The sequence below is a fragment of the Vogesella indigofera genome (genome assembly GCF_028548395.1).
GTDB classification, from domain to species: Bacteria; Pseudomonadota; Gammaproteobacteria; order Burkholderiales; family Chromobacteriaceae; genus Vogesella; species Vogesella indigofera_A.
In genome coordinates this window covers 206,542-233,190 of record NZ_JAQQLA010000007.1, presented here as the reverse complement: position 1 = coordinate 233,190, position 26,649 = coordinate 206,542, and the positions used below count along the sequence as shown (strand labels likewise).

The 26,649-nt window shown below is 62.8% G+C and carries 27 protein-coding genes and 2 tRNA genes; 21 read left to right on the top strand and 8 right to left on the bottom strand.

What is annotated here, in order from left to right:
• Nucleotides 1-19: 19 nt before the first annotated feature.
• The 6 genes from mutL to tgt all read right to left on the bottom strand — a co-directional run bounded on the left by mutL (nucleotide 20) and on the right by tgt (nucleotide 7,195).
• Nucleotides 20-1,960, bottom strand: coding sequence for a DNA mismatch repair endonuclease MutL (gene mutL, locus PQU89_RS13265; RefSeq protein ID WP_272766250.1), 1,941 nt, complete (start codon nucleotides 1,958-1,960; stop codon nucleotides 20-22).
• Between the two features lie 85 nt (nucleotides 1,961-2,045).
• Nucleotides 2,046-2,684: a DedA family protein gene (locus tag PQU89_RS13260; protein WP_272766269.1), complete on the bottom strand. Its 639-nt coding sequence runs from the start codon at nucleotides 2,682-2,684 to the stop codon at nucleotides 2,046-2,048.
• 88 nt (nucleotides 2,685-2,772) lie between these two features.
• Nucleotides 2,773-3,708, bottom strand: a complete 936-nt coding sequence (secF, locus tag PQU89_RS13255; protein WP_272766249.1) for a protein translocase subunit SecF — start codon at nucleotides 3,706-3,708, stop codon at nucleotides 2,773-2,775.
• Nucleotides 3,709-3,720: 12 nt separating this feature from the next.
• A complete protein-coding gene (gene secD, locus PQU89_RS13250; protein ID WP_272766248.1) occupies nucleotides 3,721-5,568 on the bottom strand; it encodes a protein translocase subunit SecD in 1,848 nt (615 codons plus the stop codon).
• Nucleotides 5,569-5,613: 45 nt separating this feature from the next.
• Complete coding sequence (yajC, locus tag PQU89_RS13245; protein WP_120811475.1) at nucleotides 5,614-5,916, bottom strand: preprotein translocase subunit YajC; 303 nt, start codon at nucleotides 5,914-5,916, stop codon at nucleotides 5,614-5,616.
• Nucleotides 5,917-6,079: 163 nt separating this feature from the next.
• A complete protein-coding gene (gene tgt, locus PQU89_RS13240) occupies nucleotides 6,080-7,195 on the bottom strand; it encodes a tRNA guanosine(34) transglycosylase Tgt (RefSeq protein WP_272758217.1) in 1,116 nt (371 codons plus the stop codon).
• Between the two features lie 135 nt (nucleotides 7,196-7,330).
• Here tgt and PQU89_RS13235 point away from each other — a divergent pair.
• From PQU89_RS13235 to PQU89_RS13175, 13 genes are all read left to right on the top strand, one after another.
• Nucleotides 7,331-7,407 (top strand) — tRNA-Val (locus tag PQU89_RS13235).
• Between the two features lie 184 nt (nucleotides 7,408-7,591).
• Nucleotides 7,592-9,493 carry a threonine--tRNA ligase gene (gene thrS, locus PQU89_RS13230; RefSeq protein WP_272766247.1) on the top strand — a complete coding sequence of 634 codons (1,902 nt, stop codon included), beginning with the start codon at nucleotides 7,592-7,594 and terminating at the stop codon, nucleotides 9,491-9,493.
• A 35-nt stretch (nucleotides 9,494-9,528) separates the two neighbouring features.
• Nucleotides 9,529-10,053, top strand: coding sequence for a translation initiation factor IF-3 (gene infC / locus PQU89_RS13225; RefSeq protein WP_082133798.1), 525 nt, complete (start codon nucleotides 9,529-9,531; stop codon nucleotides 10,051-10,053).
• A 152-nt stretch (nucleotides 10,054-10,205) separates the two neighbouring features.
• Nucleotides 10,206-10,403 carry a 50S ribosomal protein L35 gene (gene rpmI, locus PQU89_RS13220; RefSeq protein ID WP_047967884.1) on the top strand — a complete coding sequence of 66 codons (198 nt, stop codon included), beginning with the start codon at nucleotides 10,206-10,208 and terminating at the stop codon, nucleotides 10,401-10,403.
• 11 nt (nucleotides 10,404-10,414) lie between these two features.
• The gene (gene rplT, locus PQU89_RS13215; RefSeq protein ID WP_047967885.1) at nucleotides 10,415-10,771 is read left to right on the top strand and encodes a 50S ribosomal protein L20; all 357 of its coding nucleotides are present in this window, start codon (nucleotides 10,415-10,417) and stop codon (nucleotides 10,769-10,771) included.
• Between the two features lie 116 nt (nucleotides 10,772-10,887).
• Entirely contained in the window at nucleotides 10,888-11,874 is a 987-nt protein-coding gene (gene pheS, locus PQU89_RS13210) for a phenylalanine--tRNA ligase subunit alpha (protein WP_120811479.1), read from the top strand.
• Nucleotides 11,875-11,892: 18 nt separating this feature from the next.
• Nucleotides 11,893-14,253 carry a phenylalanine--tRNA ligase subunit beta gene (gene pheT, locus PQU89_RS13205; RefSeq protein WP_272766246.1) on the top strand — a complete coding sequence of 787 codons (2,361 nt, stop codon included), beginning with the start codon at nucleotides 11,893-11,895 and terminating at the stop codon, nucleotides 14,251-14,253.
• Nucleotides 14,254-14,316: 63 nt separating this feature from the next.
• Nucleotides 14,317-14,619 (top strand): integration host factor subunit alpha, encoded by a 303-nt coding sequence (locus PQU89_RS13200; protein WP_047967888.1) that lies wholly within the window; start codon nucleotides 14,317-14,319, stop codon nucleotides 14,617-14,619.
• Nucleotides 14,600-14,947 (top strand): MerR family transcriptional regulator, encoded by a 348-nt coding sequence (locus PQU89_RS13195; protein WP_047967889.1) that lies wholly within the window; start codon nucleotides 14,600-14,602, stop codon nucleotides 14,945-14,947. Before PQU89_RS13200 ends, PQU89_RS13195 begins: the two co-directional genes overlap by 20 nt.
• Nucleotides 14,948-14,975: 28 nt before the next feature.
• Nucleotides 14,976-15,052: transfer RNA gene (locus PQU89_RS13190), tRNA-Pro, on the top strand.
• Nucleotides 15,053-15,147: 95 nt separating this feature from the next.
• The gene (locus tag PQU89_RS13185) at nucleotides 15,148-15,552 is read left to right on the top strand and encodes a DUF1289 domain-containing protein (RefSeq protein WP_272766245.1); all 405 of its coding nucleotides are present in this window, start codon (nucleotides 15,148-15,150) and stop codon (nucleotides 15,550-15,552) included.
• 85 nt (nucleotides 15,553-15,637) lie between these two features.
• Entirely contained in the window at nucleotides 15,638-16,231 is a 594-nt protein-coding gene (locus tag PQU89_RS13180) for a methyltransferase domain-containing protein (RefSeq protein WP_272766244.1), read from the top strand.
• A gap of 97 nt (nucleotides 16,232-16,328) precedes the next feature.
• Complete coding sequence (locus tag PQU89_RS13175; protein WP_272766243.1) at nucleotides 16,329-18,128, top strand: methyl-accepting chemotaxis protein; 1,800 nt, start codon at nucleotides 16,329-16,331, stop codon at nucleotides 18,126-18,128.
• Nucleotides 18,129-18,196: 68 nt separating this feature from the next.
• On the opposite strand, the gene PQU89_RS13170 is transcribed toward PQU89_RS13175, so the two are convergent.
• Both PQU89_RS13170 and PQU89_RS13165 read right to left on the bottom strand, forming a co-directional pair.
• Nucleotides 18,197-18,529, bottom strand: a complete 333-nt coding sequence (locus PQU89_RS13170) for a DUF2325 domain-containing protein (RefSeq protein WP_047967893.1) — start codon at nucleotides 18,527-18,529, stop codon at nucleotides 18,197-18,199.
• Between the two features lie 108 nt (nucleotides 18,530-18,637).
• The gene (locus PQU89_RS13165; protein WP_308446597.1) at nucleotides 18,638-20,296 is read right to left on the bottom strand and encodes an ABC1 kinase family protein; all 1,659 of its coding nucleotides are present in this window, start codon (nucleotides 20,294-20,296) and stop codon (nucleotides 18,638-18,640) included.
• 84 nt (nucleotides 20,297-20,380) lie between these two features.
• Between PQU89_RS13165 and PQU89_RS13160 the strand changes: the two genes are divergently transcribed.
• From PQU89_RS13160 to PQU89_RS13125, 8 genes are all read left to right on the top strand, one after another.
• A complete protein-coding gene (locus PQU89_RS13160) occupies nucleotides 20,381-21,148 on the top strand; it encodes a C40 family peptidase (RefSeq protein WP_272766241.1) in 768 nt (255 codons plus the stop codon).
• Between the two features lie 96 nt (nucleotides 21,149-21,244).
• The gene (locus PQU89_RS13155) at nucleotides 21,245-21,457 is read left to right on the top strand and encodes a hypothetical protein (protein WP_047967896.1); all 213 of its coding nucleotides are present in this window, start codon (nucleotides 21,245-21,247) and stop codon (nucleotides 21,455-21,457) included.
• A gap of 11 nt (nucleotides 21,458-21,468) precedes the next feature.
• Nucleotides 21,469-22,716: a lipoprotein-releasing ABC transporter permease subunit gene (locus tag PQU89_RS13150; protein WP_272766240.1), complete on the top strand. Its 1,248-nt coding sequence runs from the start codon at nucleotides 21,469-21,471 to the stop codon at nucleotides 22,714-22,716.
• The gene (gene lolD / locus PQU89_RS13145) at nucleotides 22,709-23,407 is read left to right on the top strand and encodes a lipoprotein-releasing ABC transporter ATP-binding protein LolD (protein ID WP_272766239.1); all 699 of its coding nucleotides are present in this window, start codon (nucleotides 22,709-22,711) and stop codon (nucleotides 23,405-23,407) included. The genes PQU89_RS13150 and lolD overlap by 8 nt, the downstream gene beginning before the upstream one ends.
• Nucleotides 23,404-24,732, top strand: a complete 1,329-nt coding sequence (locus PQU89_RS13140) for a mechanosensitive ion channel family protein (protein ID WP_272766238.1) — start codon at nucleotides 23,404-23,406, stop codon at nucleotides 24,730-24,732. The genes lolD and PQU89_RS13140 overlap by 4 nt, the downstream gene beginning before the upstream one ends.
• Nucleotides 24,729-25,349 (top strand): response regulator transcription factor, encoded by a 621-nt coding sequence (locus PQU89_RS13135; RefSeq protein ID WP_272766237.1) that lies wholly within the window; start codon nucleotides 24,729-24,731, stop codon nucleotides 25,347-25,349. Before PQU89_RS13140 ends, PQU89_RS13135 begins: the two co-directional genes overlap by 4 nt.
• The gene (gene nudB / locus PQU89_RS13130; RefSeq protein WP_272766236.1) at nucleotides 25,346-25,807 is read left to right on the top strand and encodes a dihydroneopterin triphosphate diphosphatase; all 462 of its coding nucleotides are present in this window, start codon (nucleotides 25,346-25,348) and stop codon (nucleotides 25,805-25,807) included. Before PQU89_RS13135 ends, nudB begins: the two co-directional genes overlap by 4 nt.
• Before the next feature lie 104 nt (nucleotides 25,808-25,911).
• Complete coding sequence (locus tag PQU89_RS13125) at nucleotides 25,912-26,646, top strand: response regulator (protein WP_272766235.1); 735 nt, start codon at nucleotides 25,912-25,914, stop codon at nucleotides 26,644-26,646.
• The last annotated feature ends 3 nt before the right edge of the window (nucleotides 26,647-26,649 follow it).

Below are 26,649 nucleotides of genomic sequence, written 5' to 3'. Positions count from 1 at the left end.
AGACTCCGTGAGGGTGCGGCTAGCGGCCGCGCATGAAAAGGTTGTCCAGATCGCGCATCGACAGCCGCGACCACGTTGGCCGGCCGTGATTGCACTGGCCGGAGCGCTCGGTGGCCTCCATGTCGCGCAGCAGCGCGTTCATCTCGGTCAGCGTCAGCTGGCGGTTGGCGCGCACTGCGCCGTGGCAGGCCATGGTCGCCAGCAGCTCGTTGCGGCGCTCGGTCAGCACCTGGCTGAGGCCGATCTCGCGCACGTCCTTCAGCACCGCGCGCGCCAGCTCCACCGGGTTGCCGTCCTGCAGCCACACCGGCACGCCGCGCACCGCGATCTGGGTCGGCGACAGCGGCGCCAGCTCGATGCCGAGGCGCTGCATCTCGGCGCCGTGCTCGTGCGCGGTGGCGACCTCGAAGCGGTCGGCGGCAAACGATACCGGCAGCAGCAGCGGCTGCATCGGGATCACGTCCGCCTCCAGCGCGTTTTTCAGCCGCTCGTAGACGATGCGCTCGTGTGCGGCGTGCATGTCGACCACGATCAGGCCGTCCTCGCACTGGCTGAGGATGTAGACGCCGTGCAGCTGCGCCAGCGCAAAACCGAGCGGCGGGATGCCGTCGCTGGCGTCGGGCAGGGCGGTAAGTTTGGCCGCAGCCAGCGGCGCGGCCAGGGTGCTGCTGGTCGTCGTGCTGCCTGGCGGTGTGCTGCTGACATCCGGTGTCAGGCTGCGTTCTTCCTCGCGCAGCCCGGCGAACTGGCGCTGGTAGCCACCGATTGCCTCGCGCGCCACGTGCAGCGGCATCGCCTGCTGTTCGTAGCGCGGCTGCTGGAACGGCATCCGCGGCGGGCTGTCAGCGGCGCGCGCAGCTGCGGCGGCCGTGCCGAAGGCGGCGAGCGTGTCCTCGTTGCGGCCAACGTTGGCCGCAACGGCGGCGTCGTTGTCCGCCGGACCGTCCAGCGTCACCGCCGGGCTGGCGCCGGCTGTGGTGCTGGCCAGCGCCTTGTGGACGCTGTGGAACAGGAACTGGTGGATGCCCTGGCTTTCGCGAAAGCGCACCTCGATCTTGGTCGGGTGCACGTTGACGTCGACGTTGGCCGGGTCCAGCGTGAAGAACAGCGCGTAGGCGGGATGGCGGTCGTGATGCAGCACGTCGCGGTAGGCCTGGCGCAGCGCGTGCTGCGCGATCTTGTCGCGCACGAAGCGGCCGTTGACGTAGAAGTACTGCGCGTCGCGGCTGGCCTTGGAGTAGGTCGGGCTGGCGACAAAGCCGGAGAGCGTCAGTCCGGCGGCGCCGGTCTCAATCGGCAGTGAGGCCTCGACGAAGTCGCGGCCCAGCAGCGCGCCGACGCGTTCGGCCAGGCTCTGCTGCGGCAGGCGCCACACCACCTTGCCGTTGTGGCGCAGGATGAACTCGACCTGCGGGTGCGCCAGCGCGATGCGCTCGAAGGTGGCCTCGCAGTGCGCGTACTCGGTGTTCTCGCTCTTCAGGAACTTGCGCCGCGCCGGGGTGTTGAAATAGAGGTCGACGATCTCGACGCTGGTGCCGGGCGCGTGTGCGGCCGGCTCCACCGGGTGCAGCGTACCGTCGATGGCGACGATCTGGTGCGCGTGCTCGGCGTCGTGCGGACGGCTGGTCAGCGTCAGCCGCGACACCGAGGCGACGCTGGCCAGCCCCTCTCCCCGAAAGCCGAGGGTGGCGACGTTTTCCAGATCGTCGAGGCTGCCGATCTTGCTGGTGGCGTGGCGGTCCAGCGCCAGCGGCAGGTCGGCGGCGGCGATGCCGCCCCCGTTGTCGGTGACGCGGATCAGCTTGATGCCGCCCTGCGCCAGGTCGACGCTGATGCGGTCGGCGCCGGCGTCGAGGCTGTTTTCCAGGATTTCCTTCAGCGCCGACGCCGGTCGCTCCACCACCTCGCCGGCGGCGATCTGGTTGACGAGGTGGTCGGGCAGTTTCTGGATGCGTTTCATGGTATGCACTGGTCTGGCCGTGGCCACACGGCAAGCGGAGGTCGCGTGTGGCCCTGGTGAAAATTAAAACGGTTGTGGTGGCCCGTCACGCCTTGCCGGCGGCGCGCCGGTGGCGGATCACTTCGATGATGCCCGGCAGCATCGACACGATGATGATGCCGAAGATCATGTACTCCAGGTTCTTGCGCACGAAGGGCAGGTTGCCGAAGAAGTAGCCGGCGTAGCTGAACCCGACCACCCACAGCACGGCGCCGATCACGTTGTAGCTGAGGAAGTGGCGGTAATCCATGCGTCCGACGCCGGCGACGAAGGGGGCGAAGGTGCGCACGATGGGCACGAAGCGGGCGAAGATGATGGTCTTGCCGCCGTGGCGCTCGTAGAAGGCGTGGGTCTTGTCCAGGTATTGCGGTTTCAGCAGCCGCGGAAAGCGGGCAAACAGCCGCATGCCGACATGTTTGCCGATGGCGTAATTGACGCCGTCACCGAGGATGGCGGCCACGATCAGCAGGCCGACCAACAGCTGCACGTTCATCTCGCCCATCGCGGCGAGGGCGCCGGCGACGAACAGCAGCGAATCGCCGGGCAGGAACGGTGTCACCACCAGCCCGGTTTCGCAGAACACGATCAGGAACAGGATCAGGTAGATCCACGGCCCGTAGCTGGCGACCAGCTGGGTCAGGTGCACGTCGATGTGCAGGATGAAGTCGAGCAGAAAAGCGATCAGTTCCATGGCGACTCGGGGCAGGTAAAAGTCAAAAAAGGTTGGCCGCATTGCCTGCGGCCAACCTTGCTCAGGTCCGGTGCGCGACGCGTCAGACCACCGCTTCTTCTTTCGGCTTCACGATCTTGATCATGTGCTCGCGCTTGACGCCCAGCGCCAGCGCCAGCGGGCTGGCGACCAGCACCGAGGAGTAGATGCCGAACACGATGCCGATGGTCAGTGCCATGGCAAAGCCGTGCAGCGCCGGGCCGCCGAATACCAGCATTGCCAGTACCACCGTCTCGGTGGAGCCGTGGGTGATCATGGTGCGGCTGATGGTGGAGGTGATCGCGTTGTCGATCACTTCCGCGGTGCTGCGGCCGCGCATGCCCGGCTTGCGGAAGTTCTCGCGGATCCGGTCGAACACCACCACCGATTCGTTGACCGAGTAGCCCAGTACTGCAAGCACGCCGGCCAGTACCGTCAGGCTGAATTCCCACTGGAACAGCGCGAAGCAGCCGATGATGATCACCACGTCGTGCATGTTGGCGATGATCGCCGACACCGCCAGCCGCCACTCGAAGCGCAGCGCGAGGTAGATCACGATGCCGAGGCAGACCAGCAGGATCGCGGTCAGGCCGTGGCTGACCAGTTCCTCGCCCACGCTGGGGCCGACGAACTCGACCTTGCGCAGCTGCACGCCGGCATCACCGGCCTTGAGCTGGCTCATCACCTGTTCCGACAGCTTGGCGGAGCTGGTGCCTTCCTTGTTCGGCAGGCGGATCAGCACGTCGCGGCTGGTGCCCAGGCTCTGCACCTGCACTTCGCCCACTTTCAGCGTTTCCACGCGATGGCGGATGTCGGCGAGGTTAGCCGGCTGCTGGTACTGCACTTCCATCACCGTGCCGCCGGTGAATTCCACCGACAGGTTCAGCCCTTTGCTGAACAGGAAGAACACCGCCACGATGAAGGTCACCAGCGAGATCGCGGTGGTGAGCTTGCCGTAGCTCATGAACGGGATGTCCCGTTTGATGCGGAAAAACTCCATGTTTCTTGATCCTTACTTGGTTTCCGGCTTCCACACCTGGCCGATGGACACGGTAGTCAGGCGGCGGCGACGGCCGTACCACAGGTTGACGATGCCGCGCGATACCAGCACCGCGGAGAACATCGAGGTCAGGATGCCGAGGCAGTGCACCACGGCAAAGCCGCGTACCGGGCCGGAGCCGAATACCAGCAGCGCGATACCGGCGATCAGCGTGGTCACGTTCGAGTCCAGAATCGTCGCCCAGGCGTGGCTGTAACCGGCCTGGATCGCCGACTGCGGTGGCACGCCGTTGCGCAGCTCTTCGCGGATGCGCTCGTTGATCAGCACGTTGGCGTCGATGGCCATGCCCAGCGTCAGCGCGATCGCGGCGATGCCTGGCAGCGTCAGCGTCGCCTGCAGCATCGACAGCAGCGCGATCAGCATGAACAGGTTGACGCCGAGCGAGGCCACCGAGATCAGGCCGAACACGCGGTAGTACAGCACCATGAACACGGCGATGGCGGCAAAGCCCCACAGTGTGGCGCTGAAGCCCTTCTCGATGTTTTCCTTGCCCAGGCTCGGGCCGATGGTGCGTTCCTCGATGATGTTCATCGGCGCCGCCAGCGAGCCGGCGCGCAGCAGCAGGGCCACGTCGTTGGCTTCCGCCGGGTTCATGCTGCCGGAGATCTGCACGCGGCCACCGCCGATTTCACTGCGGATCACCGGTGCGGTCACCACTTCGCTCTTGTTCTTCTCGACCAGCACCATCGCCATGCGCTTGCCGATGTTTTCCGCGGTCAGGCTGCGGAAAATCTCGGCGCCGGTGCTGTCCAGGCCGATGTCCACCGAGGCGCCACCATTCTGGTCAAAGCCGGGCTGGGCCGAGTTGATGTTGTCGCCGGTCAGCTCGACATCCTTCTTCAGCAGGATCTTCTGGATACCCTGCGAGCTGGCTTCGTCCAGCAGTTCGTAGCCGGTCGGCACGTTGCCGGCCATCGCCTCGGCGACACGTGACGGATCGTCTTCCACCATGCGTACCTGCAGCGTGGCGGTACGGCCGAGGATGTCCTTGGCCTTGGCGGTGTCCTGCACCCCCGGCAGCTGCACCACGATGCGGCTCGGGCCGGCTTGCTGGATCACCGGTTCGGCGACGCCCAGCTCGTTGACACGGTTGTGCAGGGTGGTGATGTTCTGCGACACGGCATCGCTCTGGATGCGGGTGATCTCTTCCGGCTTCAGCGCGAGGCTGAGGCGGAACAGCTGGTCGTCACTGCTGAAGGTCAGCGACGGCAGGCTGCGCGCCAGCTTGTCGGCGGCGGCGTTCAGCGTTTCCTGATCTCGCAGCTGCACTTCCAGTGCGGTGTTGCCGGTGCGCTTGATGGCGCCGTAGCGGATCTTGGCGGTTTTCAGCTCGCGGCGGATGTCGCCGGCGTAGCGTTCCATGGTCTTGTCCACGGCCGCCTGCATGTCGACTTCCAGCAGGAAGTGCACGCCGCCGCGCAGGTCGAGGCCGAGGAACATTGGGTTGGCGTGCAGCTTGCTCAGCCATTCCGGCGAGGCCGCCAGCAGGTTCAACGCGATGATGTAGGTGTCGCCCAGCGCTTGCTGGATGATGTCGCGCGCCTTGATCTGCGTATCGGGATCGTTGAAGCGCACTTTCAGGCTGTTGCCGTCAAGGAACAGGCCGGCAGGCTTGATGCCCTGTTGCTGCAGTACGGTCTCCACCCGCGCCATCAGTGCCGTATCGACGGTGGCCGATTGGCGGGTGCTGGAGATTTGCACGGCAGGGGTTTCGCCAAAGAAATTGGGCAGGGTGTAGATTGTCGAGACAATCAGTACTACCGCAATGACGAGGTATTTCCAGATCGGGAAGCGGTTCATGGAGGCGGTAACAGGAAAAAGGGCCGCCAGGGCGGCCCATTGGGATTACAGGGACTTGATGGTGCCTTTTTCCAGCTTGGCGGCAACGGCGCCACGCTGGACATTGATTTCCACGCCGTTGGCAATCTCGATCGCCAGGTACTGGTCACCAGCCTTGGTCACGCGGCCAACGATGCCACCTTGAGTTGCCACTTCGTCACCCTTGTTGATTTCGGCCAGCATCTTCTGGTGTTCTTTCATTTTCTTCTGTTGCGGACGGATCAGCAGGAACCAGAACAAAACGAAAATCACGATCATGGGCAAAAAGCCCATCAGGTCGAGGCCGCCGGCGGCGGAAGTATTGAACATCGATTGAGTCTCCCTTGTTTTAGGATGAATGCGGGTATTACGTGTGCAAGTGGCCGATTGTAGCCACGCTGCGGCTGATTTCCAACCATTGTGCCGAGATGCCGCTTTTGCAAGCGGCATGACGGCGCGTGGCACGACATTACACAGACAGCGCTTGGCCGCGTCAGTTCACACCGCGGGCGCGACGCTCGTGGAAGCCGGCTTTCCAGTCCTCAAAGCGGTCGGCGTCGATGGCGTCGCGCATTTCCTGCATCAGCACCTGATAGTAGTGCAGGTTGTGGATGGTGTTGAGGCGGGCGCCGAGGATCTCGCCGGTGCGGTGCAGGTGGTGCAGGTAGGCACGGCTGAAGTGGCGGCAGGCGTAGCACTCGCACTGCTCGTCCAGCGGCTTCTTGTCATCCTTGTAGCGCGCGTTCTTGATCTTCAGGTCACCCCACTGCGTGAACAGCCAGCCGTTGCGCGCATTGCGGGTCGGCATCACGCAGTCGAACATGTCGATGCCGTTGGCAACGCCGTGTACCAGGTCTTCCGGGGTGCCGACGCCCATCAGATAGTGCGGTTTCTCCGCCGGCAGCATGTCCTTCAGCTCGGTCAGCATGCGGTACATTTCCGGCTTCGGTTCGCCCACCGACAGGCCGCCGATGGCGATGCCGTCAAAACCGATCTGCATCAGGCCGTCCAGCGATTCCTGGCGCAGATCCTTGTACAGGTTGCCCTGCACGATGCCGAACAGCGCGTTGGGGTTCTTCAGCTCGTCGAAGGCGCGGCGAGAACGCTCGGCCCAGCGCAGGCTCATGCGCATCGACTTGGCCGCGGTGGCGTGGTCGACCTGACCCGGGGTGCACTCGTCGAAGATCATCACGATGTCGGAGTTCAGCACCTTCTGGATTTCCATCGACTTTTCTGGCGACAGGAACAGCTTGTCACCGTTGACCGGGCTCTGGAAGGTGACGCCTTCCTCGGTGATCTTGTTCAGTGCGCCGAGGCTGAATACCTGGAAGCCGCCGGAGTCGGTGAGGATGGGTTTGTCCCAGCCGATGAACTCGTGCAGGCCGCCGAACTTCTCGATGATGTCGAGGCCGGGGCGCAGCCACAGGTGGAAGGTGTTGCCCAGGATGATCTGGGCCTTGATGTCGTGCAGCTCGTGCGGGCTCATCGCCTTCACCGAGCCGTAGGTGCCCACCGGCTGGAACACCGGGGTCTCGACCTTGCCGTGGTTCAGTTCCAGGGTGCCGCGGCGGGCGCCACCCGATGTTTTGTGCAGGGTAAACTTCAGCATGTGCTTGATAATAATGGCTGGAATCGGAAATTTAGCCGCGCAGTATACACCCCGCGTGCGCCCGGCGTGTGAGCTTTGCACGCAAATGGCTTGCATTTGCCGGCGCCGGTTGGTAATATCGGCAGCCTTGATTGCAGGCACGTAGCTCAGTTGGTTAGAGCACCACCTTGACATGGTGGGGGTCGTTGGTTCGAATCCGATCGTGCCTACCAAATTCAGTTTGGAGTATTAAATGTTCAAGCGAACTACCACTACCCGTATCTCGCGATAAAACCGAGCCATACGGGGTACCTTTAAAATTAAAGGAATACTCCAAGCAAACCAAAAAGTGCGGCTCAAGCCGCACTTTTTTTTTGGATTTTTGTCGTCCACCTTCACTTTAAAGCTGGAGTTGCTATGCCTGACATTCGCCTGCCCGACGGTTCCATCCGTTCCTTCGACAAGCCGGTAACGGTGCACGAAGTGGCTGCGTCCATCGGTACCGGTCTTGCGCGTGCGGCGCTGGCTGGTCGCGTGGACGGCCAACTGGTTGACACTTCCCATCTGATTGCGGCCAACGTTGATCTGGCCATCATCACCGAGAAAGACGCGGACGGTCTGTCCATCATCCGCCACTCCACCGCCCACTTGCTGGCGTATGCGGTGAAGGAGCTGTTCCCGGAGGCGCAGGTCACCATCGGGCCGGAAATCGAAAACGGCTTCTACTACGATTTCGCCTACAAGCGTCCGTTCACGCCAGAAGACCTGGTGGCGATCGAGAAGAAGATGACGGAGCTGGCGAAGAAGGACATCCCGGTCGAACGCTACGAACTGCCGCGTGACGAGGCGATTGCCTACTTCAAGAGCATCGGCGAGGCGTACAAGGCCGAGATCATCGAGTCCATTCCGCAGGGCGAGGTATTGTCGCTGTATCGCGAAGGCGGCTTTACCGACCTGTGCCGTGGCCCGCACGTGCCGTCCACCGGCAAGCTGAAGGTATTCAAGCTGATGAAGGTGGCCGGTGCCTACTGGCGCGGCGACAGCAACAACGAGATGCTGCAACGTATCTACGGTACCGCCTGGCAGAAGAAGGAAGACCTGGAACAGTACCTGTTCATGCTGGAAGAGGCGGAAAAGCGCGACCATCGCAAGCTGGGTCGTCAGCTGGACCTGTTCCACCTGCAGGACGAGGCACCGGGCATGGTGTTCTGGCATCCGAAGGGCTGGGCACTGTGGCAGAGCATCGAGCAATACATGCGCAAGACGCTGACCGAAGCCGGCTACCAGGAAATCCGCACCCCGATGGTGATGGACCGCGTGTTGTGGGAAAAGTCCGGCCACTGGGAAAACTACCGTGAAGGCATGTTCACCACCGAGTCGGAAAAACGCGACTACGCGGTGAAGCCGATGAACTGCCCGGGCCACGTGCAGGTATTCAACCAGGGCCTGCGCTCCTATCGCGACCTGCCGATGCGGCTGGCCGAATTCGGTGCCTGTCACCGCAACGAGCCGTCCGGCGCGCTGCACGGCATCATGCGCGTGCGCGGCTTCGTGCAGGACGATGCCCACATCTTCTGTACCGAAGAGCAGATCATCGAAGAGGCGCGTGCCTTCAACGAGCTGACCATGGCGGTATACAAGCGCTTCGGCTTCGACAAGGTGGCGATCAAGCTGTCGCTGCGTCCGGAAAAGTACGCCGGCACGCTGGAAACCTGGGATCGCGCCGAAGAAGGTCTGCGCGAGGCGCTGCGCGCCTGCGGCGTGGAGTGGGAAGAACTGCCGGGCGAGGGCGCGTTCTACGGTCCGAAGATCGAGTATCACATCAAGGACGCGCTGGGCCGTTCCTGGCAGTGCGGTACCCTGCAGCTGGACTACGTGCTGCCGGAACGTCTCGGCGCCGAGTATGTCACCGAGGATAACGGTCGTGCCCGTCCGGTGATGCTGCACCGTGCGATTCTGGGTTCGCTGGAGCGCTTCATCGGCATCCTGATCGAAAACCACGCCGGTGTTTTTCCGCTGTGGCTGGCGCCGGTGCAGATGGTGGTGATGAATATCACCAGCGCACAGGCCGATTATGCTGCGGATGTGGCAACCAGTTTGCGTAAACTGGGTTACAAAGTCGATCTTGACTTGAGAAACGAAAAGATCGGCTATAAAATCCGCGAGCACAGCCTGCAGAAGCTCCCTTACCAGGTCGTCATCGGCGACAAGGAGAAAGAGGGCGGGCTGGTGGCCGTACGTGCTCGCGGCGAGGATCTGGGTCAGATGACACTGCAAGCCTTTGCCGAACACCTGCAAGCCGCGATGGCGCAGGTCTGAGTGCCTACGGGTACGATCACTAAACTACAGGAGTATTGGCTATAGCTCAGGAACGCGAACCACGGATCAATGGCGAAATTACCGCCCGCGAGATCCGTCTGGTAGGAGAAGAAGGCGAGCAGCTCGGTATCGTCAGTCTGCGTGAAGGTCTGGCGCTGGCGGAAGAACGCGACGTTGATCTGGTGGAGATTTCGCCGACGGCCCAGCCGCCGGTGGTCAAGCTGATGGACTACGGCAAGTACAAGTACGAGCAGTCCAAGAAGCGCCACGAAGCGAAGCAGAAGCAGAAGCAGATCCAGATCAAGGAAATCAAGTTCCGTCCGGGTACTGACGATGGCGACTACAACGTCAAGCTGCGTAACCTGATCCGCTTCCTCACTGAAGGTGACAAAGCCAAGGTAACCCTGCGTTTCCGTGGTCGTGAGATGGCTCACCAGGATATCGGTCTCGCGCTGCTCAAGCGCGTGGAAGCCGATTTGGCGGAAGTGGGTACGGTCGAGCAGTTCCCGCGACTGGAAGGCCGCCAAATGGTCATGATGATTGCCCCGAAAAAGAAATAATCGGGTATAATCATCGACTTCTTCACGGCAGGCTCGCCTGCCGTGTTGATTTTGTAGGCCGGAAACGGCCTGCACAAAAGCGTGACGCAGTGGTTTTAAGTGCCGATGGCCACCCTGAGTCTAATCTAACGAAAATTCAGCAGGAGCATTCCATGCCGAAAATGAAAACCAAGTCGAGCGCGAAGAAGCGTCTCAAAGTATTGGGCAACGGTGGTGTCAAGCGCTCTATGGCGTTCAAGCGTCATATCCTGACCAAGAAAACCACCAAAACCAAACGTCAATTGCGCGGTACTGCCATGGTAGATAGCACCAACATGGCTTCCGTTCGCAAAATGATGCCCTACGCTTAAGGAGATAATTCATGCCACGCGTAAAACGCGGTGTAACCGCACGTGCTCGTCACAAGAAAATCTTAGCTCTGGCGAAAGGCTATCGCGGCCGCCGGAAGAACGTCTATCGCATCGCCAAACAGGCGGTGATGAAAGCCGGTCAGTACGCCTACCGCGACCGTCGCCAGAAAAAGCGTCAGTTCCGTCAACTGTGGATTGCTCGTATCAACGCCGCTTCGCGTGAAAACGGCCTGCCATACAGCAAGTTCATGAACGGCCTGAAGAAAGCGCTGATCGAAATCGACCGTAAGGTCCTGGCCGATCTGGCCGTGTTCGATAAGCCGGCATTTGCTCAAATCGTTGAAAAAGCAAAAGCCGCCCTCGCTTAAGCGCTGGATACTAAAAAGGGAGGCTGATGCCTCCCTTTTTTTTCGATCTTCCCCAAGATGGCTGACTCGAGCGCACCCCGTTCCGGTCAGTTTTCTTACGCATACTGGTGCGACCCATGAGCAATGTTGACGTGATTCTCAAGGAAGGTCTGGCGGCACTCGATGCTGCTGCCGATCTCGTTGAACTGGAACAGGTCAAGGCCCGCTATCTTGGTAAAAGCGGTGCCCTGACCGAGCTGCTGAAGCAGCTGGGCAAACTGTCGCCCGAAGAGCGCAAGAGTGCCGGCGCAACCATCAACGCCGCCAAGCAGGCGTTCGAGACCCGTCATAACGAAGTGCGCGACGGCTTCAATGCCGCCAAGCTGGCGGCACAGTTGGCCGCAGAGTCGCTGGACGTGACCCTGCCGGGCCGTGGCATCTCGCCGGCCGGGCTGCACCCGGTAACACTGACGCTGGAGCGCATCACCGGCCTGTTCGCCACCATGGGCTTCGAAGTGGCCGACGGCCCTGAAATCGAGAGCGATTTCCACAACTTCCAGGCGCTGAACATTCCGGAAAACCACCCGGCGCGTGCCATGCAGGACACCTTCTACGTCGAAGGCGGCGACGTGCTGCGTACCCATACCAGCCCGATCCAGGTGCGCTACATGCTGGATAACCAGCCGCCGATCAAGATCGTGGCCCCCGGGCGCGTCTACCGCGTGGATTCCGACGCCACCCACTCGCCGATGTTCCACCAGATGGAAGGCCTGTGGATCGACCAGAACGTGAGCTTCGCCGACCTGAAAGCCACCATCACCGAGTTCCTGCGCCGCTTCTTCGAGCGCGACGACATGCAGGTGCGCTTCCGCCCGTCCTTCTTCCCGTTCACCGAGACCTCGGCCGAGATCGACGTGCTGGACGAGCAGGGCCGCTGGCTGGAAGTCGGCGGTAGCGGCATGGTGCACCCGAACGTGCTGCGCAATGTCGGCATCGATCCGGAAAAATACACCGGCTTCGCCTTCGGTATCGGCCTCGACCGCTTTGCCATGCTGCGTTACGGCGTGAACGACCTGCGCTTGTTCTTCGAGAACGATCTAACGTTCCTGAAACAATTCAACTGATCGCGACGGAGACTCATCATGCAATTTTCCGAACAATGGCTGCGCAGCCGCGTTAATCCGTCGCTGAGCACCGACCAGCTGTCCTACCTGCTGACCATGGCCGGCCTGGAAGTGGAAGAAGTCAACGCCGCCGCCCCCGCCTTCAGCGGCGTGGTGGTAGGTGAAGTGAAAGAGTGTGAAAAGCACGAAAACGCCGACCGTCTGCGCGTGACCAAGGTCGACGTCGGCACCGGCGAGCTGGTGCAGATCGTGTGCGGCGCGCCGAACGTGGCCGTGGGCGTGAAGGTGCCGTGCGCACTGCCGGGCGCCATCCTGCCGGGCGACTTCCGGATCAAGCCGACCAAGATGCGTGGCGTGGAGTCCGGCGGCATGCTGTGCTCCGGCAAGGAGCTGGGCGTGCCGGACGAGGTCGACGGCCTGATGTTGCTACCGGCTGACGCACTGATCGGCCAGAACATCCGCGACTACTTGGGCCTGGACGACAGCCTGTTCACCCTGAAAATCACGCCGAACCGTGCCGACTGCCTGTCGGTGCGTGGTATCGCCCGCGAAGTGGCGGCACTGACCGGTAGCCCGCTGACGGCGTGGGACATCGCCGCGGTGGCGCCGCAAACCGACAGCAAGCTGGCGGTCAGCATTGCCGATGGCGCACCGTGCGGCCGCTACGTTGGCCGCGTGCTGAAGAACGTCAACGCCGCGGCGCCGACACCGGAGTGGATGAAGCGCCGTCTGGAACGTTCCGGCCTGCGTTCCATCTCCGCCATCGTCGACATTACCAACTACATCCTGCTGGAGCAGGGCCAGCCGATGCACGCGTTTGATCTGGACAAGATCGACGGCGGCATTACCGTGCGCATGGCCGCTGCCGGCGAGAAGCTGGTGTGCCTCAACGAAAAAGAAATCGAGTTGACGCCGGAGCTGATGGTGATTGCCGATGCCGCCAAGCCTCTGGCTATCGCCGGCATCATGGGCGGCCTCGACAGCGGCGTCACCACCGCCAGCCACGACATCTTCCTGGAAAGCGCCTTCTTCCAGCCGGAAGCCATCGCCGGCAAGGCGCGCGCACTGGGCTTCGGCTCCGACTCCAGCTACCGCTACGAGCGCGGCGTGGATTTCGCACTGCAGACCGAAGCCATCGAGCGCGCCACCGCGCTGGTGCTGGAGATCTGCGGTGGTGAGCCCGGCCCGCTGACCGAAACCGTGTCGGCGCTGCCGGCACGCGCCAGCGTGGCGGTACGTACCGCTCGCGTCGCCAAGGTCCTGGGTATCTCCTTGGCTGCAGACGAGATCGCCGCCATCTTCACCCGTCTCAGCCTGTCGTTCGAGCAGAACACCGACGGCTTCGTGGTCAGCGCGCCGAGCTTCCGCTTCGATATCGCGATCGAGGAAGACCTGATCGAGGAAATCGCCCGCGTCTACGGCTACGACAATATCCCGGCCAACGCCCCGGTTGCCGCACAAACCATGCTGCCGCAGCCGGAAGGCCTGCGCGTGCGCAGCGAGGTACGTCGCCTGCTGGCTGGCCGCGATTTCCAGGAAATCGTCAGCTACGCCTTCGTGGAAGAAAAGTGGGAGCGCGATTTCGCCGGCAACACCGATCCGGTACGCCTGATCAACCCGATCGCCAGCCAGATGAGCGTGATGCGCTCCAGCCTGATCGGCGGTCTGGTGGATACCCTCGCGGCCAACCTCAACCGCAAGCACAGCCGTGTGCGCGTGTTCGAGATCGCCCGCGTGTTCCACAAACAAGCCGACGGCAGCGTGCAGCAGCCGGAAGTGGTCGCCGCTCTGGCGCACGGTAGCCGGGTCGACGAGCAGTGGGGCAGCAAGGCCGAGCGCGTCGATTTCTACGACATCAAGGCCGACGTCGAGGCGCTGCTGTATCCACGCGTTGCCGAATACCGCAAGGCCGCCCATCCGGCCTTCCACCCTGGCCGCTGCGCCGAGGTGCTGCTGGATGGCGCCGTGGTCGGCGTGCTGGGCGAGCTGCACCCGCAGTGGGTACAGGCCTACGGCCTGACCAACGCGCCGGTACTGTTCGAGCTGGCGGTCGAAGCGGTCGAGCAGGTCGGCCGCGTGCAACTGGCACCGGTCAGCAAGTTCCAGCCGGTCCGTCGTGACCTGGCGCTGGTGGTAGCGGAAGAGGTGAGTGCCGCCACGCTGCAGCAGGCGATGCTGGCGGTTGCGCCCGAGTTCGTGCGCGAGCTGGCGCTGTTCGACCTCTACCGTGGCAAGGGTGTGGGCGAGGGCAAGAAGAGCCTGGCGTTCCGCATCGTGCTGCAGGCGACCGACCGCACCCTGGTCGACGATGAAGTCGAGCAAGCGGTGGCCGCGATGCTGGCCGCGGCCGAAGCGGCCGGTGCCGTACTGCGCGCCTGATCCATCCTGTTGGCCACCCGCCGGGCGGGTGGCGTTTTATCCGATGTTGTAGTGAGGAATATCATGACTTTGACCAAAGCCGAGCTGGCCGATCTGTTGTTCGACAAGGTGGGCCTGAACAAGCGCGAAGCCAAGGACATGGTGGAGTCGTTCTTTGAAGAAATCCGCTCCACCCTGGAAACGGGCACCAGCGTCAAGCTGTCCGGTTTCGGTAATTTCCAGCTGCGCGACAAGCCGCAGCGCCCGGGGCGTAACCCGAAAACCGGCGAAGAGATTCCCATCACCGCCCGACGCGTGGTAACTTTCCATGCAAGTCAGAAACTCAAGGGAATGGTTGAACAACATCATGCAAATACCCAAGGCTGAGCTTCCTGCCATTCCGGCCAAACGCTATTTCACCATCGGTGAAGTCAGCGAGCTGACCGGCGTCAAGCAGCATGTACTGCGCTATTGGGAGCAGGAGTTTTCCGAGCTGCGCAACGTCAAGCGCCGCGGCAACCGTCGCTACTACCAGCACCGCGAGGTCTTGCTGGTGCGTCGCATCCGTTCCCTGCTCTACGACGACGGTTTTACGCTGCATGGTGCCCGCCAGCGCCTAGAAGGTGACCAGCCGGCCCCGGCTACTGCCGGCGAAGTGCGCAAGGAGCTGCAGGCCATCCTGGACTGGCTGGATCTGAGCCTTGGCAAAGACTGAATAACTGTTTATAATTTTTGCCTTGAGTCGGAGTGTGGCGCAGCCCGGTAGCGCACTTGCATGGGGTGCAAGGGGTCGAAGGTTCGAATCCTTTCACTCCGACCAAAAAATCATTCAAAGGCCACTTGCTTGCAAGTGGCCTTTATCATTTCTCCGCACTGTTTATTTCTTCCCCTCATCAGCCACCGGGAGCCGCCATCATGATCGCCACGCCATGTATCGGAGTCTGCTCCACCGCCGTTGGCGACGAGGTCTGCTTCGGTTGCGGCCGGAGTTTTGCCGAGGTCTCCGACTGGCTGACGCTCAGCGACGCCCAGCGTGCGGCGATCCAGGCACAGCTGTCACGACGCAAGGTCTGGCTGCAGATGGCGATGCAGAGCGGCGGCCGGCTGCAGGCAATCCTGCCGACTGAGCGGCAGGCCAGGCTGGCGCTGACGCCGTCGCTGCTGGTCACCCTAGGGTGGCCGCAGCAGCGGCAGGGTCGCGGCTATGTGCCGCTGTTGACCCACGACGGTCGCAGCTATCTGCTGCCGGTGTACCGCAACGACTGGCTGCGCCTGTTCTGGGACTGCCTGTTTGATGCGGACCGCGCGCCGCTGAACTGAGCGTTCCTTGTCTTCGCCTGTCGATCGGCGGCAAGATAGCGGCTCAATCGGGAGTAGGGGATACCGCATGGCGCAGGACAGCAGCTTGAGTTCATTCTGGGATAGCCGTTACCAGCAGCAGGTCACACCGTGGGAAAGCGGTCAGCTGCCGGCCGGGTTTGCCACACTGGTGCCGACGCTGCTGCCGCGGGTTCATTCGGTGTTGCTGCCCGGTTGCGGCAGCGGCTACGAGGTCGCTTACCTGCAGCGCCAGGGCTTGCAGGTGGCCGCGATCGACTTCAGTGCCGAGGCGGTGGCGCGGGCGCGGCAGCAGCTCGGTCCGCTGGCGCCGCTGGTGCGGCAGGCCGATTTTTTCAGTGGCGAGGTCGACGGCAGCTGGGATTGGGTGTACGAGCGCGCCTTCCTGTGCGCGTTGCCGCCATCGCGCTGGCCGGCCTATGCCGAGAAAATGGCGCAGCTGGTGAAGCCGGGCGGCTATCTCGCTGGCTACTTCTTCTTGCGGCCAACCTTAAAAGGTCCGCCCTTCGGTGTCGCGCTGGCCCAGCTGCAGGCGCTGCTGCAGCCCTGGTTCATCCTGTACCAGCAAACCCCGGTGACCGGCTCCTTGCCGGTGTTCGCACCGGACGAGTATTGGCTGTGCTGGCAACGATCCGACGCACACTTGACGACGGTCATTTGATTTAAGATGGCCGCTGTATTTTTTCACAGAAACAGTGTAAAAACGACCGACAATAAGTGCAGATAAGCACGCGTGCTAGCAACAGGAGACATGAAGGATGAATTGGTTCTGGCGGACTTATTACCTGATGGAAAAATCGTTCTGGAACTCGCTGACCAAGAAACTGTGCAGCTTTTTCTTCATCAGCCTGTTTCAATTGATCCTGATTGCCTACGTTTACCTGGCGCTGGACGACATCCGCCAGCTGGTCGGTGGCCAGGAGCTGACCGAGCCGATCCGCCAGCAAATCTTCTCGCTGCTGGACAAGACCATGATCTGGTCGTTTGCCATCTGGTGCGTGTCGCTGGTGTTCATCGCCTTCATGGTCTGGTATCTGCGCTTCCTGATCGTGCGGCCACTGCAAATGATCATCGCCATCTTCCGCGAGATCGGCGCCGGCGAGGGCGACCTGTCGCGCGAGATCCCGACCATCACCTACGACGAGATCCGCGACCTGTCGCTGTCCTATAACGAATTCCTGAAGAAGATGCGCGAGATCATCAGCAATGTGCGCATCATGACCATCCGCATTGCGATGGACTCCACCCGCACCCGCAAGAATATCGGCGAGTCGCTGAGCAGCGCCCAGCAACAGGCGGAGCTGGCCAGCCAGGTGCGTGATTCCAGCGACAAGACCACCGCCGGCATCAACCAAGTGTCGGCCGAAACGCAGTCGATTTCCACCACTACCGTCGGCAACCTGGCGATGGCGCGCGAATCCTACGCCGAGCTGCAGGACGCCGCGACGCGGATAGGCGAGATCAGCGGCCGTGTCGGCGCCTTCAACACCACCGTGGTAGAGCTGAACAACCGCTCGGCCAGCATCAAGACCATTGTCGACCTGATCAAGGACATCTCGGAACAGACCAACCTGTTGGCGCTGAATGCGGCGATCGAGGCGGCACGCGCCGGCGAATCCGGTCGCGGTTTTGCGGTGGTGGCCGACGAGGTGCGCAAGCTGGCGGAGCGGGTACGAGTTGCGACCGAGGAAATCTCCGGCAACATCGACGGCATGCTCAATCTGGTGTCGCACACCCAGGAGGCGACCGCGCGAATCAATACCGATACCGCGCAGGCGCTGGACGTGGTCAATCGTTCCTCGCAGCACTTCGGCCGCATGATGAGCGATTTTGAAAACATGGCCAGCGGCCTGACCGAAATCGCCGGCACCATGGAGCTGTTTGCCGGCACCAACCTGCAGGTCAACCGCAATGTCTCGGAAATCCACGGCCTGAGCACGGTGGTGTCCACGCACCTGGCACAGTCGGAAGACGTGTCGGTGAAGCTATCGGTGGCGGCGGAGCAGGTGCAGGAGCTGGTGTCGCGCTTCGTGATCGGCGAGGGCGAGCTGGATGCGGTGATCGGCGTTGCCCGTCACGCCCGCGATAACCTGGCGGAAATGCTGGAGCGGGCACAGGGCGAGGGTCTCAACATCTTCGACCAGCGCTACCAGCCGATTCCCGGCTCCAATCCGGCGAAATTCCATACCGCCTACGACGACAAGCTGGCCCCGGCACTGCAGAAGATCTACGACCAGGTGGTGCAGAAGACCAACGGCGGCCGTTTCTGCCTGCTGGTCGATACCAACGGCTATGCGCCGACCCACAACAGCTTCTATTCCAAGCCGCTGACCGGCGACCTGCAGCAGGATCTGGTCGGCAGCCGCGACAAGCGTATCTTCAACGATCCGACCGGCATCAAGTCGGCGAAGAACACCCAGCCGTTCCTGCTGCAGACCTATATGCGCGACACCGGCGAGATTCTGTCGGAGATTGCGTTGCCGATCCGGCTGGCCGGCCGGCACTGGGGCGCGATCCGGGTCGGTTTCGACCCGTCGGCGCTGCTGCAGGCAGACTGATACGCCACCGATGACAAAACGCCCGGATCGTGACGATCCGGGCGTTTTGTTTGGCTTGTGTTCCGGGCCTAGTGCTTGCGGTGGCAGGCATTGGGACAGCTGGCGCAGCGCTCGGACAGACCGACACATTCCAGCGACTGTTTGAGCGAGCACACCGAGCGGCGGCAGGCGATGAAACGGATGTTCTCCTCGTTAGCCAGCTGGCGGAAATGCTTCATCACGTTGTGGCCGAGGAAATCGGTGAACAGGATCAGCAGGTCGGTGCCTGCCGGCAGGCGGTCCACCTTGCGCTGGTGCGAGCTGTTGCGCCCGCTGAGGTGCTTGTTGATGGAGATACCGAAGTTGTCCAGTACGCCAGGAATATTGCCCAGTGTATCGGCGCCGACCAGCATTGCATTCATGATGAGACCTTTCACTGTATTTTTAACAATGATATTTATTCTCATTTGCAAATGCAACTCAAAGTTGCATGGCCGCCGCCTCCGTTGCATTTATGCCAAAGCAGTAGCCTAGAACTCCTTGCCGGCCAGCCAGATCGACCAGATCAGCCACATGCTGTTGAAGAACGCCACCATGAAGCCGAGAAAGCCGAACAGCGGCAGGCCGAACAGGGTTGGCCCGCCATCCACTGTCATCACGATCGAGGAGCCGATGATCAGGCAGCCGGTGACGATGCCCATCGTCAGCCGGTTGACGCTCTTGTCCAGCTGGTGACCGAACTGCTCCAGTCGCTTCAGGTCGAGATTGATGCGGAATTTGCCGTGCTTGATGTCGCGGCCGATACGGATGATGTCGCGCGGCAGGCTGGCCAGCATGGCAAAGCCGTCGCTCAGCGTTTCGCGGCCCCGCTTGAGCAGTGCCTCCGGACGGTAGCGCTCGATGATCAGCTTGCGCACGAACGGGGTGAGGTGTTCCACCAGCTGGAATTGCGGTTCCAGCTGCCGTCCCAGCCCCTCCAGCGTGATCAGCGCCTTGAACAGCATCGCCATGTCCGCCGGCAGCAGGATGCCGTGGTTGCGGATCAGCGCCATCAGGTCGTTGATCAGCTGCGACATGTTGAGATCCTTCAGCACTACGTGATCGTACTGGAAGAAAATCTCGCCGATGTCCTCGGCAAACTGCTCCTCGTCCACCGGCACGCTGCCGGTCCAGCCGATCAGCACTCCCATCATCGCGTGCTCGTCGCGCTGCGCCATCGCCGCCAGCAGGTCGACGATTTCGTCGCGGCGACGGTGCGACAGGCGGCCAACCATGCCGAAGTCGATGAAGGCGATGCGGTCTTCCGGCAGGAAGATGACGTTGCCGGGGTGCGGATCGGCGTGGAAGTAGCCGTTGAGCAGGATCATCTTCAGCACCGCGTCGGCACCGCGTCGCGCCAGCTGCGACGGATCCAGCCCCGCCGCCGGCAGCGCGCTGACCGGCGAGGCGCTGAAGCCGTCGATGAAGTCCTGCACGTTGACGTCGGCACGGGTGTACTCCCAGTACACCTTGGGAATGCGGATATAGGGATCCTCGGCAAAGTCGCGGGCAAAGCGCTCCATATTGCGGGCTTCGGCGGCCAGATCCAACTCGCGCTTCAGCGAACGGGCAAACTGCGCCACGATGTCGGACGGCATGAAACGGCGTGCGTCGGGGAACTCCAGCTCGATCAGGTGGGCCAGATGCTCCAGGATGCGCAAGTCGGCATCGACTTTCTGCACGATGCCGGGGCGGCGCAGCTTGACCACCACCTCGCTGCCGTCGTGCAGCGTGGCGCGGTGCACCTGCGCGATGGAGGCCGAACCGATCGGCACCATGTCGAAGCTGGCGAACAGTGTCTCCGGCGCCTCGCCCAGCACTTGTTGCAGGTAGGGCGCCAGCAGTGCCTCCGGTATTGGCGGCACGGTATTTTGCAGCTTTTCGAATTCATTGATCCATTCCGGCGCGAACAGGTCAACGCGGGTAGACAGGATCTGGCCCAGCTTGATGAAGGTGGGGCCCAGCTCCTCGAAGGCGAGGCGGACGCGGATGGGGGCGGGGATGGCGTCGGCGCTGTCCGGAAGGCGCAGGTTGAACCACTCGCCGGCCTTTTCCACCGCCGCCGGCAGCCGCAAGCGCTGCACGAATTCACCCAGTCCGTGCTTGAACAGCACCGCGCTGATTTCGCGCAGGCGGGGCAAGTCGCGCATGGCTATCAATGTTTCTCTGAGCATTTTTTCTGACCCGTTATGGCGGCTTTACAGTGCCGCATCGCTTCGTTACAGTGCAAGCCTATGAAATTGCATCTTCACCTGTTTGCCATCATTTTGGCCGGATTTATGTCGTTTGCCCATGCCGAACCGGAGTCCGGGGCGGGCAACAAGCCGAATCTGGGTATTTTCGCCGATCCGATTGCCCAGTTTGCCGCGCCGGGCGAAGAAGCCGTGGGTGACCTGCTGCTGCAGGCAATGAGCCTGATGGGTGTGGCCTACCGTTTTGGCGGCAGCAGTCCGGAAACCGGCCTCGACTGCTCCGGTTTCATCCAGTACGTATTCCGCAAGTCCCTGCGCGTCAACCTGCCGCGCACCTCGGCCGAGATGGCGCGCGCCGGTCGCGTGATCGAGCGCGACGAGCTGGCGCCGGGTGATCTGGTGTTTTACAACACGCGCGGTTTCCAGTATTCCCACGTCGGCCTCTATCTGGGCGGCAACAAGTTCATTCATTCGCCCCGCACCGGCAAGTCGGTGGAGGTAGTCAACATGGCCAACAGCTACTGGTCGCAACGCTTCAATGGCGCCCGGCGGGTGAACCGTGGCGGTAGCGAGTGGAAAGAACCGGTGCCGGCGCGCGCGGCGAACGACAGGCCGCCAGCAGAGAAAAAAGTGGCCGAGAAGAAGGCTGCCGACAAGAAATCGGCCGACAAACCGGCCGCGGAGAAGAAGGGCAGGAGCAGCACCCGCGCCGAACGGCGCAAGGCGGCGCGCGAGCAGGAAGCGGAGCGCAAGCCCGCCAGTCGCAAGAAAAGCGAGCAGAACACGCGCAAAAAGAAAAAACCGGACTGAACGGACGGAACATTTCGGGATGGCAACTATCCATCCCCTTTCTAGATTGCAGCCCGGATTGCGGGCTGCAGGCTTTTTCAGCAAGGTAAAACGGTCATGAGTTTGCAACTTCCCACCTGGTATGCCCCGGACGGCAGCGTGGTGTCCTGCACCGAGAAGATCAAGGTGATGACGGAAAATCTGCAGGAACTGGGCCAGATGGCGCAGGACGCGTTCGAGGACGCCATCCTGATGGGCTGCGATGAACAGCAGGTGCGCGCGTTCCTGGTGGACATGATGCAGCGCCTGGAAAACCCCTACCAATCCTGAGCAAGGTATCGATGTCTTTTCCTTTCGAGATGTTTGTCGGGCTGCGCTACCTGCGCGCGCGGCGTCGTAACGGTTTTATTTCCTTCATCTCTCTGATGTCGGTGCTGGGCATCGCGCTGGGGGTGGCCGCGCTGATCGTGGTGCTGTCAGTGATGAACGGCTTCCAGCAGGAAATCCGCGGTCGCATGCTGTCGGTGGTGTCGCATGTCGAGGTCGGCAGCTATGACGGCCGCGTCGCCGGCTGGCCAACGTTGGCCGCAACGCTCACACGGCAGCCGCACGTGCTGGCCGCCGCACCCTACGTCAACGCCCAGGGCCTGCTGTCCAGCGGCGGCGCGGTACGCGGCGCCATGGTGCGCGGCATCGTGCCGCAGCAGGAAGACAAGGTCATCGACCTCGGCCAGCAGATGCAGCGCGGCAAGCTGACCGACCTGCAGCCGGGCAAGTTTGGCATCCTGCTCGGCTACGAGCTGGCGCGGGCGCTGGGAGTGGAGGTGGGCGACAAGGTGACGCTGATCACGCCGCAGGGTAATGTCACTCCCGCCGGCATGATGCCGCGCCTGAAGCAGTTCACCGTCACCGGCGTGTTCAAGATCGGCATGTTCGAGTACGACTCGTCGCTGGCGATGATCCACCTGCGCGACGCGCAGGTGCTGTTTCGCATGGGGCAAGACGTGTCCGGCGTGCGGCTGAAGCTGGACGACCCACTGCAGGCGCCGCAGGTCAAGGCGGTGTTGAACGGCCAGCTGGCGGCCAACCAGGTGGCCAGCGACTGGACCGACATGAACAGCAACTACTTCCGCGCGGTGCAGATCGAGAAACGGATGATGTTCATCATCCTGACGCTGATCGTGGCGGTGGCGGCGTTCAACTTGGTGTCGACGCTGGTGATGGTGGTCACCGACAAGCAGGCCGACATCGCCATCCTGCGCACCCTGGGTGCCAGCCCGGCCAGCATCATGCAGATCTTCATGATCCAGGGCTCGGTGGCCGGCGTGCTTGGCACCCTCAGCGGCGTCGCCGGCGGCCTGCTGCTGGCTTTCAACCTGGACGTGATCCTGCCAGCGATCGAAAGCGTGCTCGGCATGCGCCTGCTGTCCAGCGAGGTGTACCTGATCGACTACCTGCCGTCGCAGGTACAGCTGTCGGACGTGGTCACCATTGCCGTCATTTCCCTGGTGTTGTCGCTGCTGGCGACCCTGTATCCAAGCTGGCGCGCGGCGCGTACCCGCCCGGCGGAGGCACTGCGTTATGAGTGAAGTCCTGTCCTGCCGCGATCTGGGGCGTGTCTATCGTGAGGGCGAGCTCGACGTCAGCGTGCTCGCCGGTATCAACCTGTCGGTGCAGCAAGGCGAACGCCTGGCCATCGTCGGCGCTTCCGGCTCGGGCAAGAGCACGCTGCTGCACCTGCTTGGCGGGCTGGACCGCCCCACCAGCGGCGAGGTGCTGCTGATGGGGCAGGCGATCGGCAGCCTGTCCGAGCAGAAGCTGGGCGAGCTGCGCAACCGCAGCCTCGGCTTTGTCTACCAGTTCCACCACCTGCTGCCGGAATTCAGCGCGCTGGAAAACGTGATGATGCCGCTGTTGATCCGGCGCACGCCGCGTCACGAAGCGGCGCTGGCGGCGCAGGCGATGCTGGAGCGCGTCGGACTCGGCGCGCGGTTGCAGCACAAACCGGGCGAGCTGTCCGGCGGCGAGCGGCAGCGTGCGGCGATGGCGCGCGCGCTGGTGACCAATCCGGCCTGCCTGCTGGCCGACGAGCCGACCGGCAACCTTGACCGCGCCAATGCCGAGGCGGTGTTCGAGCTGATGCTGGAACTGAACCGCACGCTGGGTACCAGCCTGATCATCGTCACCCATGATCACGCGCTGGCACACCGCGTCGGCAAGGTGCTGACCCTGACGCCGCAAGGCCTGAGCGTTGCGGCCAACCTTGAGCACGAAACATGATCAATACCGTGAATGACATGCTGGACGGCTGGACGCCGGGGGTCACCCTGCACCGGCTGGGCCAGGTGATCCAGGGCGAAACCGGCTGGCAGGAACTGCTGGTCGGCGTCGCCGCCTTGCTGTGCGCCTGGCTGTGGGCGCGGCAGCTGTACCGCCGCTATTTCCAGACCGCGCAGGCGCAGGAGTGGCCGTTCGGCAAATACCTGCTGTACCGGCTGGTGTATCCGCTGTCGGCGCAGTTGCTGACCCAGGCGCTGGCGCTGGGCTGGCAGCTGCTGCAGGGACAGTCGTCGGTGATCCTGATGCTGTCGGCGACGCTGCTGTTCTGGCTGTCGCTGATCCGGGTGCTGACCGCCATCGTGCGCCACGCGCTGCCGGAGGGCAAAGTGGAGCGCCACTCGGAGCACCTGCTGGCGATGCTGCTGTGGCTGGCCTTTGCCGCGTGGGTGACCGGCATCGATACGCTGGCGCTGAGCTGGCTGGAGTCGGTGCGCTTCCGCGTCGGCAAGAACGAGCTGAACCTGCTGATGATCCTGTCGGCGCTGCTGTGGGTGTCGGTGATCCTGGTCGGTGCGCTGTGGGTCAGCAAGCTGATCGAGAAGCGGGTGATGAAGCTCGGCGACATCGACATGAACCTGCGCTTCGTGATCAGCAAGCTGGCGCGCACGCTGCTGATCATCGGTGCGGTGATGGTGGCGCTGCCGATCGTCGGCATCGACCTCACCGTGCTGTCGGTATTCGGCGGCGCGCTGGGTGTCGGCCTCGGTTTCGGCTTGCAGAAGATCGCCAGCAACTACGTGTCCGGCTTCATCATCCTGCTCGACCGCTCCATCCGCATCGGCGACCGGTTGATGGTCGACGGCCGCGTCGGCTACGTCAGCAAGATCACCGCGCGCTACGTGGTGCTGAAGGGGCTGGACGGCAGCGAGGTGCTGGTGCCGAACGAGGCGCTGATCGCCAACACCGTGATCAACCAGTCCTATACCGACAAGCAGATCTGGATCAGCATGCCGATCCAGGTCGCCTACGACACCGATCTGGAACTGGCGCAGCGCCTGCTGCGCGAGGCCGCCGAGCACCCGCGGGTGATGACCGAGCCGGCACCGAACGCCTTTGTCACCGCCTTTGCCGAGTCCGGCATCAATCTGGAAATCGGGCTGTGGGTGAAGGATCCGGAAAACGGCATCGCCGGCCTACGCTCCGACATCAACCTGCGCATCTGGCAGCTGTTCAAGCAGCACCATGTGCAGATCCCGTACCCGCAACGCGAGCTGCGGGTGGTCAACCAGGCGGTGGTGGCAACACCGGTCGAGGCCAACGCATGAGCTGTCAGACACTTGCCGTCATTGATGACGATGCCGCAGTACGGCAATCGTTGCTGTGGCTGCTGGAAAGCGACACGCTACGTGTCACCGGTTTTGACAGCGCCGAGGCCTTTCTCGCCGCGCCGGACAACGCCGCCTTCAACTGCCTGATCGTCGACCTGCGCCTGTCCGGCATGAGCGGTATCGTGCTGCTGCAAACGTTGGCCGCATGGGCGTACTGCCCGCCGGTGGTGATGCTGACCGGGCACGGCGACGTGCCGCACGCAGTGGCGGCGTTCAAGCTGGGAGTGGTCGATTTCCTGGAGAAACCGTTCGACGACCAGCGCCTGCTGGCGCAGGTCGAGCACTGCCTGCAGCAGGACCGCGTCGCGCGCGAGCAGCACCAGCGCGAATCGCGGCTGCACCAGACGCTGGCGACGCTGACCGAACGCGAAAAGGAAGTGATGCAGCTGGTGCTGGCCGGCCTGCTCAACAAGCAGATCGCCGAGGCGCTGCACATCAGCATGAAGACGGTGGAAGTGCACCGCGCGCGGGTGTTCGACAAGATGGGTGTCAAGTCGGCGGTGGAGCTGGCCGGCCTGATCGCCAGCCTTGCCGGCACGGCGGGCAAGCCATGAGCAAGGCGCCGAAGCAGCCGGTATCGGTGCTGGTGGTGATCCACAGCGCCGACGGCCAGGTGCTGCTGATCGAACGTGCCGACCGTCCCGGCTTCTGGCAATCGGTGACCGGCAGCCGCGAAGGCGACGAGCACCTGTGCGACACCGCGCGACGCGAGGTGTTCGAAGAAACCGGTATCGATGCGGCCAACCTTGCGCTGAGCGACTGGCAGCAGCAGAACGTGTATGAGATCTACCCGCACTGGCGCCACCGCTACGCGCCGGGGGTGACGCACAACACCGAGCACGTGTTCAGCCTGCAGTTGCCGGCACCGTGCGCGGTGCGGCTGGCCGATGCCGAGCATCTGGCCTGGTGCTGGCTGCCGTGGCCGCAGGCGGCCGACAAGGTGTTCTCGCCCTCCAATGCCGCGGCGATCCGCGCGCTGGGACAACGGCTGGCCACCACTGGCAAATACTGAAAATGGCTATGCCATTTTCAAGTTTTTTGCATTAAAGCCTTGCCGGCCTTGCCGCCACTCGCCATCATGAATGGTACCAACCAACATAAAGGCAAGGCCAAGTCATGACTGTTGACTTCTCCCGGCTGCGGGCGCTGATCGTCGACGACCAGATGCTGGTGCGCACGCTGGTGGCACAGGCACTGCGTACCATGGGCTTTGCGCCGGAAAACCTGTCGCAGGCGGTGGACGGCTCCTTTGCCAAGCGCACGCTGGAAGCCAAACCGATCGACATCGTGCTGTGCGATGTGCAGATGGAGCCGATGAACGGCCTCGACGTGCTGAAAGACCTGCGCTGCGGCCGGACCAACAATCCGCCCAACCTGCCGTTCGTGTTCCTGTCCGGCCATCCGGAAAAGAACAATATCGTCATCGCCGCGCAGCTGCACGCCGACGGTTTCATCATCAAGCCGCCCAAGCCGGCCGACATGGAAAAAACCCTGCGCCTGGCGCTGACGCGGCCGCGCCCGGACATCGACCCGTTCTCCTACTACAAGGTGGCCACCGGCACCGCCTTCGATCGCCACGTGTTCGGCGAGCTGGTGACGCAGGCGTCGCTGCTGCTGGACGAGGATGACAAGCCGGTACAACGCCTCGGAGTGGGCGCGGTGAAACCGGGAAGCCGGCTGGCGCGTGATCTATACAACAAGACCGGGCAGCTGCTGTTGCTGCGCGGCAGCGAGATCACCAAGACGCAGCTGCGCGTGCTGCGGCAGTTTCCGGAGCGCTTCGGCGTCGACGATATCGAGATCAGCTGCGAACCGGACAGCGACATCACGCCACCGCCCCCGACCGCCTGAGCC